Source organism: Candidatus Nitrosotalea sp. FS (genome assembly GCF_011319475.1).
In the GTDB taxonomy this organism is placed as follows: domain Archaea; phylum Thermoproteota; class Nitrososphaeria; order Nitrososphaerales; family Nitrosopumilaceae; genus Nitrosotalea.
In genome coordinates, this window is record NZ_RCMC01000082.1 from 1 (window position 1) to 5763 (window position 5763).

Below are 5763 nucleotides of genomic sequence, written 5' to 3' on the forward strand. Positions count from 1 at the left end.
AATGCCGTCAATATTTGCACCGTTTCTTATTGTATCAAATGCCTGAATTAATGGTGTACCGTTGATTGGATCTCCACCGATTCCAAAACATATGCTCTGGCCAAAGTTTGCAACAGATAGATTGTGTGATACTTCGTACATCAAAGTACCGCTTCTAGATATCACTGCAATCCTTCCTTCCTTGAAAGGTGATGCTGGCATGATTCCTATCTTGATTACTCCTGGGATGATGACACCTGGAGTGTTTGGACCGACTACAATTGCATCTTTTTTCTTTGCAAGCTCGACAATTGTTAATGCGTCTTTTACTGGAACATGTTCTGGTATTGCAATGAGCAATTTTATTCCTGATTCTAATGCTTCAACTGCTGCAGACAGAAAGAATTTTGCTGGCACAAAAATTATTGAAATCTTGGCACCTGTTGCTTTTACGGCCTCGTTCATTGTCTCATAAATTGGGACTCCTTCATGTTTTTGTCCGCCCTTGCCAGGTGTTACACCTGCTACAACGTTTGTACCATATGCTAACATTTGTTGTGTATGAAATGAACCAAACTTACCTGTAATGCCTTGCACTATGACAGGTTTCTTTTTGTAATCCCTGTCTCCTTCTTTACCAATTAGTAATTCGAAAAGATCAACCATTTTTATTCATCTCAATTACTGCCGCATTTATTGCTTCTTCAATGGTATCAAACATTTTTGTTCTTGAGCCCTTGAGCATTTCTTTTGACTTGTCTGCTTCTGCACCTGACATTCTTGCAAAGACTGGAAGATCAATTATCTTGTCTTCATATGCTTTGAGAAATGCTGTTGCAACAGTTGTAGTCTTGACAATTCCACCGTAAAGATTTACAAGTATTCCTTTTACCTTTTTCATTTTGCTAATCAAAGTGAGTGCTTCGTATACTGTTTCTGTGGTTGCACCGCCACCGACATCTAAAAAGCAAGCAGGTTTGCCTCCGTTGTCTGATAACATGTCAAGAGTTGACATGACAAGACCTGCTCCATTTCCTACCACTGCAATGTTTCCATCAAGCTCTACAAGTGAAAATCCGCTCTTTTCTGCCCTTTCTTCAAGTTCAGAGACTTCTTGGAATTTGCGCAACTCTTCATGTCTGAACATTGCATTGTCGTCAATTATGACCTTGCCATCTAGGGCGACAACTGAATCATCTCCTAATACTGCAAGCGGGTTTATCTCTGCAAGTTCTGCTTCCTTGTCTACTGTGATCTTTGCTAATTTTTGTAAAATATCGATAAACTGAGTTAATGGTTTGTCCTTTAATCCCATTTGCTTTCCTACCTCTTCTGCAGTAGCAGCGTCTACCTTGCCTAATCCGACTTNGTAGCATCTCTTACCTCTGTTCAAGAACAGTGAGAGATAGAGTTCTTTTTTGATATCTGCCATTTTTTCAAGTANTTTTAATCCCATTTGCTTTCCTACTTCTTCTGCAGTTGCAGCATCTACATTGCCTAATCCGACTTCACGAATTATCTGATTTTTGACAGACTCGATTTCAACACCACCTTCACCAGATGCAATTATTGTATAGCATCTCTTGCCTCTGTTCAAGAATAGCGAAAGGTAGAGTTCTTTTTTGATGTCTGCCATTTTTTCAAGTAAGATTGCTTTTGTCTTTTCTCCCTTGACCACTTTTTGCATGATATCTGGATACTTTAATTCAAATTCATCAGCATTTTGGCATTTTTGAATTGCTCCTGCCTTGCCTCTTCCTCCTACTGCCATCTGTGCTTTGATAACAAATGGAAATCCCAATGTTGCTGCATCTTTTCTACCTTGTACGATATCTGTAGATGTTAGTCCCTTTGGAATTGGAATGTTGTACTCTGCAAACAAAGACTTTGCTTGGTACTCTAATAGGCGCATTGTGATTTTTCTTTTTTATGGTCTTTATAATCTGTTTGATGATGTTTGTTCTATATCATTACAGATCTGAATTGTTGGTGAAAATCCAAGACAGTTTGGTATCAACATGGAAATGATATGTGGATCACCTGGGTCTGCAGTTTAGTTCTGCTGTCTTTGTCAGTTTCCATATGTGGCTTTCTACATAATGTAATTATACCAGTATAACGACCTCATCTAAGGTTTCATAATTTGATATTATGATACAAGAAACGTTTTGGGGTCGGTACCGAGTGTCAAATGACACCCTCTTGCCTGGTCCGGGCCCCAAAACTGTTTTTCTTTTTCATATGGTATTTTTAAGCCTCATTATCATAAAATTAGAATTTTATGATATTGAACTTTGACTATCTGAATTGTTCTTCTAACGTATCAACACATTGGAGGAACAAATCCTTGCTTTTTCGCATAAGCCAGTTTGGAAACTCGTCTAGTGTGAATACGAATTGCTGCTGAAAGCTTGGAACTACTCCGCCTCCTGAGGTNGCAGACCGTTTCTTGATATGCCTCTTCTTCCTCTTCTAATGTATTTCTGTATAAGACTAGAGGAGTCTTGGTCTTTACTACATGTGATGATGCTTTTTTTAGTAAAATGGCAAGGTGCGATATGAGCCAACCATCTAGGGTTATCTGCTTTGGCATGGGATATTGTGTATTTTTTTGTTATTTAATACAATGGATGAAGCTCTACTCAACCGAGATTCGAATCTTTTGACCATCCAAATCTTCATCCTTGTAGTTTTTGGCCTTGTCTTCGAACATTATTTTCTTTACCCGCACCAAGTATGCAAGATCTGATTGTTTTTCTTTTGTCATCTCAAGGNCTATTTTCTTTACTCGTACCAGGTATGCAAGATCTGACTGTTTTTCTTTTGTCATCTCAAGGGATTCATCATCAAGTCCCAAAATGTATGCTGCCTCAAGTATGTCTGTTGGATTGTATCCTCTTTCTTTTCTTAACACTTGCAATCTTCTTGCAATGTCTCGTATCAGACCTCTTGCTAACATTTCTCGATTTCTAGTGGTACTGATAAATACGATGAGAGAGTCACGGTTTGACATTGCAAAGCCTTCTTTTTCAGAATATCCTACTATGAAATCCTCTTTTGATAGTTCGATCTTGTTGTCACCCAAATCAAATGTGTGCATTCCATTCTTCAAAAGATTGTTTACGATATCACTTGGCGCTGTCTGAGAAAATTTGTCTAATAGTCTACCCATGTCTTGTTTTGCCTTGGGTCCAATTTTTTTTCTTTCAAGTTCTACTTTGGGAGTAACTGGAATGTTTTTCTGTAACAAGTCTGATACTAGTTCAAGTCCGTTTGATTTTTGCAATTCAATTATGTCATACTTTTCTACATTAAGCTGCGAAAGCAACATCTCTGAAAGTGATTCAAGCTTTGCCTTTTGGCCTGGTTCCACACAAATTATTGCCTTGTCAAGGGGCCATCTTCTCTTGAGTTTACCCTTCATTCTTGCTGCTGCTGACACAGAGACTGATTCTTTCATCAAGTCAAATGCCTCCTCGACTTTATCGTTTGTAAGGGCAGATTTTGAGACTGGAAAGTCTTCAAGAAGTATGTTCTTTTTTTCTGCAAACATGGAGCCGTACAGATATTGTGTGGTAAATGGACAAATTGGATGCAAAAGTATGTCTAGAGTTTCTAGTATTTCTGAAAGAGTTGCATATATTGCAAATCTTCTCTCTTTTTGGGAGTCATCATCTGCCCATAACTCTTCACGTGTAATTGGGATGTATACTTGGCTTACTGCATTTATCAGGTAATCATCTATTGCTCTTGCTGCTTCATGGAATCTACACTTGTCCTGTGACTCTGTAACGGATGAAATTAATTTTTGAAGCTTTGATAAAATCCAGATCTCTGATTCTTTCAAGAGATTTTTTTCCTTTGCCCACTGTACGTTGTGTGTTTTATCGTACTTGTCATAATCACTATTTTGTTTAAAGTACAAATGGAGATGGTATAAAGTGCTCAGAATTTGATAAGGTCTTGATACAAGTTCATCTGTGCTAAAATTAATTGGCTCAATTGGACTTGATTTCCACATAAAGTATAATCTTACAAGATCAACAGAATATTTTCCAAGCAATTCGATTGCATCCATCACGTTTCCTTTGCTCTTACTCATCTTGTTGCCATTTTTATCAAGCACGTGACCTTGGAACAAAAATGATTTGAATGGTGCAATAGGGGCGTTGTTGAAAATTACGTTTTCAATAAGTAAGGTGTATGCCCATCCCCTTGTTTGATCTATTCCTTCTGTTAGGAAAAGTGCTGGAATGAGTTCGTTGTAGTCTGAATCAGATAATGAAGCATATGGTGCAGCACCGCTGTTGTGCCACGTATCTAAAACAAATTGCTCTCGTTCCATTTTGTTTCCACATTTTTCACACTTTATGGATATGTTGTCTATCCATGGTCTGTGCATCTCAAAGTTTGGTCCGTCTGGAAGCTCAAATGCTGATTTAACTAGTTCATCTCTTGAGAAGAACCACTTGGTGTGGTGGCAGTTTTTGCAATTCCACATGGGCAGAGGACAGCCCCAGATGCGCTCCCTTGAGATGCACCAAGGATGTTTGTCTTTTATTATCTCCAAAAACCTGTTTCTTGGAGGCTCGTAGAAATATTCTACACTCTCTGCAGCCTTTACTGCCTTGTCTCCTAATCTATCCAGAAAATAGAAAAATCCTCTTCTTGCAAGCCAAAGTAACTTGTGTTGAGACCTCCAACACAATGGATATTGGTGTTTTATCTTGCCAATTCTGACAAGCGCGCCCTTTTCTTTTAGTGCATTTATTATTTTTTCATCAGCGTCTCTTACAAATAACCCCGCATATGCTCCAGCTTCTTTGTAAATTTTGCCTCATCATTTATTGGATTAAATATTGAAATCTTTCTCTTTGATGCAATTTCAAAATCTTCTTCTCCGTTGGCAGGAGACAAGTGAACAAGACCACTTCCTGTTTGTATGTCGACAAAATTTTCTGCAACTGCAATGTGAAAGTTGAGGGATTTTGAAAATTCTTCTAATCCTGGAATCTCTCCCAATAGAGGATGGATGTATTTTTTCCCTTCGAGTGTGGATCCTTTCACAGTCTTTACAACCGTATATTCTTCAATTTTTGCCTCTTTCATGAATTCTTCTAATCTTTTTTCTCCAACAAGCCATGTTTCGCTTCCAACTTTTACGTGGACATAATTTTCATCTGGATTCAGACCTACCATTGTATCTGTGACCAAAGTAAATGGCATTGTAGTCCAAACAATTAGGTAAANTGTAAACATAATTTTCATCTGGATTCAAACCTACCATTGTATCTGTAACCAAAGTAAATGGCATTGTAGTCCAAACAATTAGGTAAAGATCCTCGTCATGTAGCTTGACCTTGTAGTAAAGTGACGGGTCTACTACGGTATCGTATCCTTGATTTACCTCTGCGTGACTAAGTGATGTCTGACAGCTTGGACAGTATGCCACCACCTTGTATGATTCTGATAAAACTCCTATCTCTAGGGCTTTTTTGAGATACTTCCATTCGCGTTCAATGTATTCATCTTTGTATGTCCAGTACGCTTTCTGTTGGTTAAATGACATGCCCAAAAGTTTGTCAAACTCTACCCATTTTTCATTAAATCTGTAAACAATCTTTTTACATTCAGCAACTATTTTTTCAATACCTACTGATTCTATAACCTGGGATTTGCCTCCTGAAATTCCCAATTCTTTTTCTGCCTGCAGTTCAACTNCAGCTTGACCTTATAGTAAAGTGACGGGTCTACTACAGTATCGTATCCTTGATTTACCTCTGC

The 5763-nt window shown here is 38.2% G+C and carries 2 protein-coding genes and 4 pseudogenes; all 6 read right to left on the reverse strand.

Translation table 11 applies throughout. From position 1 onward, the window contains the following. The coding region (locus DYY66_RS03215; protein ID WP_166286169.1) for a CoA-binding protein at positions 1 to 645 on the reverse strand (645 nt) is incomplete at its 3' end. Further along, positions 638 to 1347: pseudogene (locus tag DYY66_RS12970) on the reverse strand (succinyl-CoA synthetase subunit beta); the annotation flags it as partial. The pseudogene DYY66_RS12970 and the gene DYY66_RS03215, both read right to left, overlap by 8 nt. 76 nt (positions 1348 to 1423) lie before the next feature. Beyond that, positions 1424 to 1891, reverse strand: a pseudogene (locus DYY66_RS15845) (ATP-grasp domain-containing protein); the annotation flags it as partial. Between the two features lie 863 nt (positions 1892 to 2754). Beyond that, positions 2755 to 4687: pseudogene (locus DYY66_RS15230) on the reverse strand (class I tRNA ligase family protein); the annotation flags it as partial. Positions 4688 to 4770: 83 nt separating this feature from the next. After that, the gene (locus DYY66_RS13935; protein WP_309223960.1) at positions 4771 to 5205 is read right to left on the reverse strand and encodes a class I tRNA ligase family protein; all 435 of its coding nucleotides are present in this window, start codon (positions 5203 to 5205) and stop codon (positions 4771 to 4773) included. A 24-nt stretch (positions 5206 to 5229) separates the two neighbouring features. After that, positions 5230 to 5699, reverse strand: a pseudogene (locus DYY66_RS13940) (class I tRNA ligase family protein); the annotation flags it as partial. Positions 5700 to 5763: the final 64 nt, after the last annotated feature.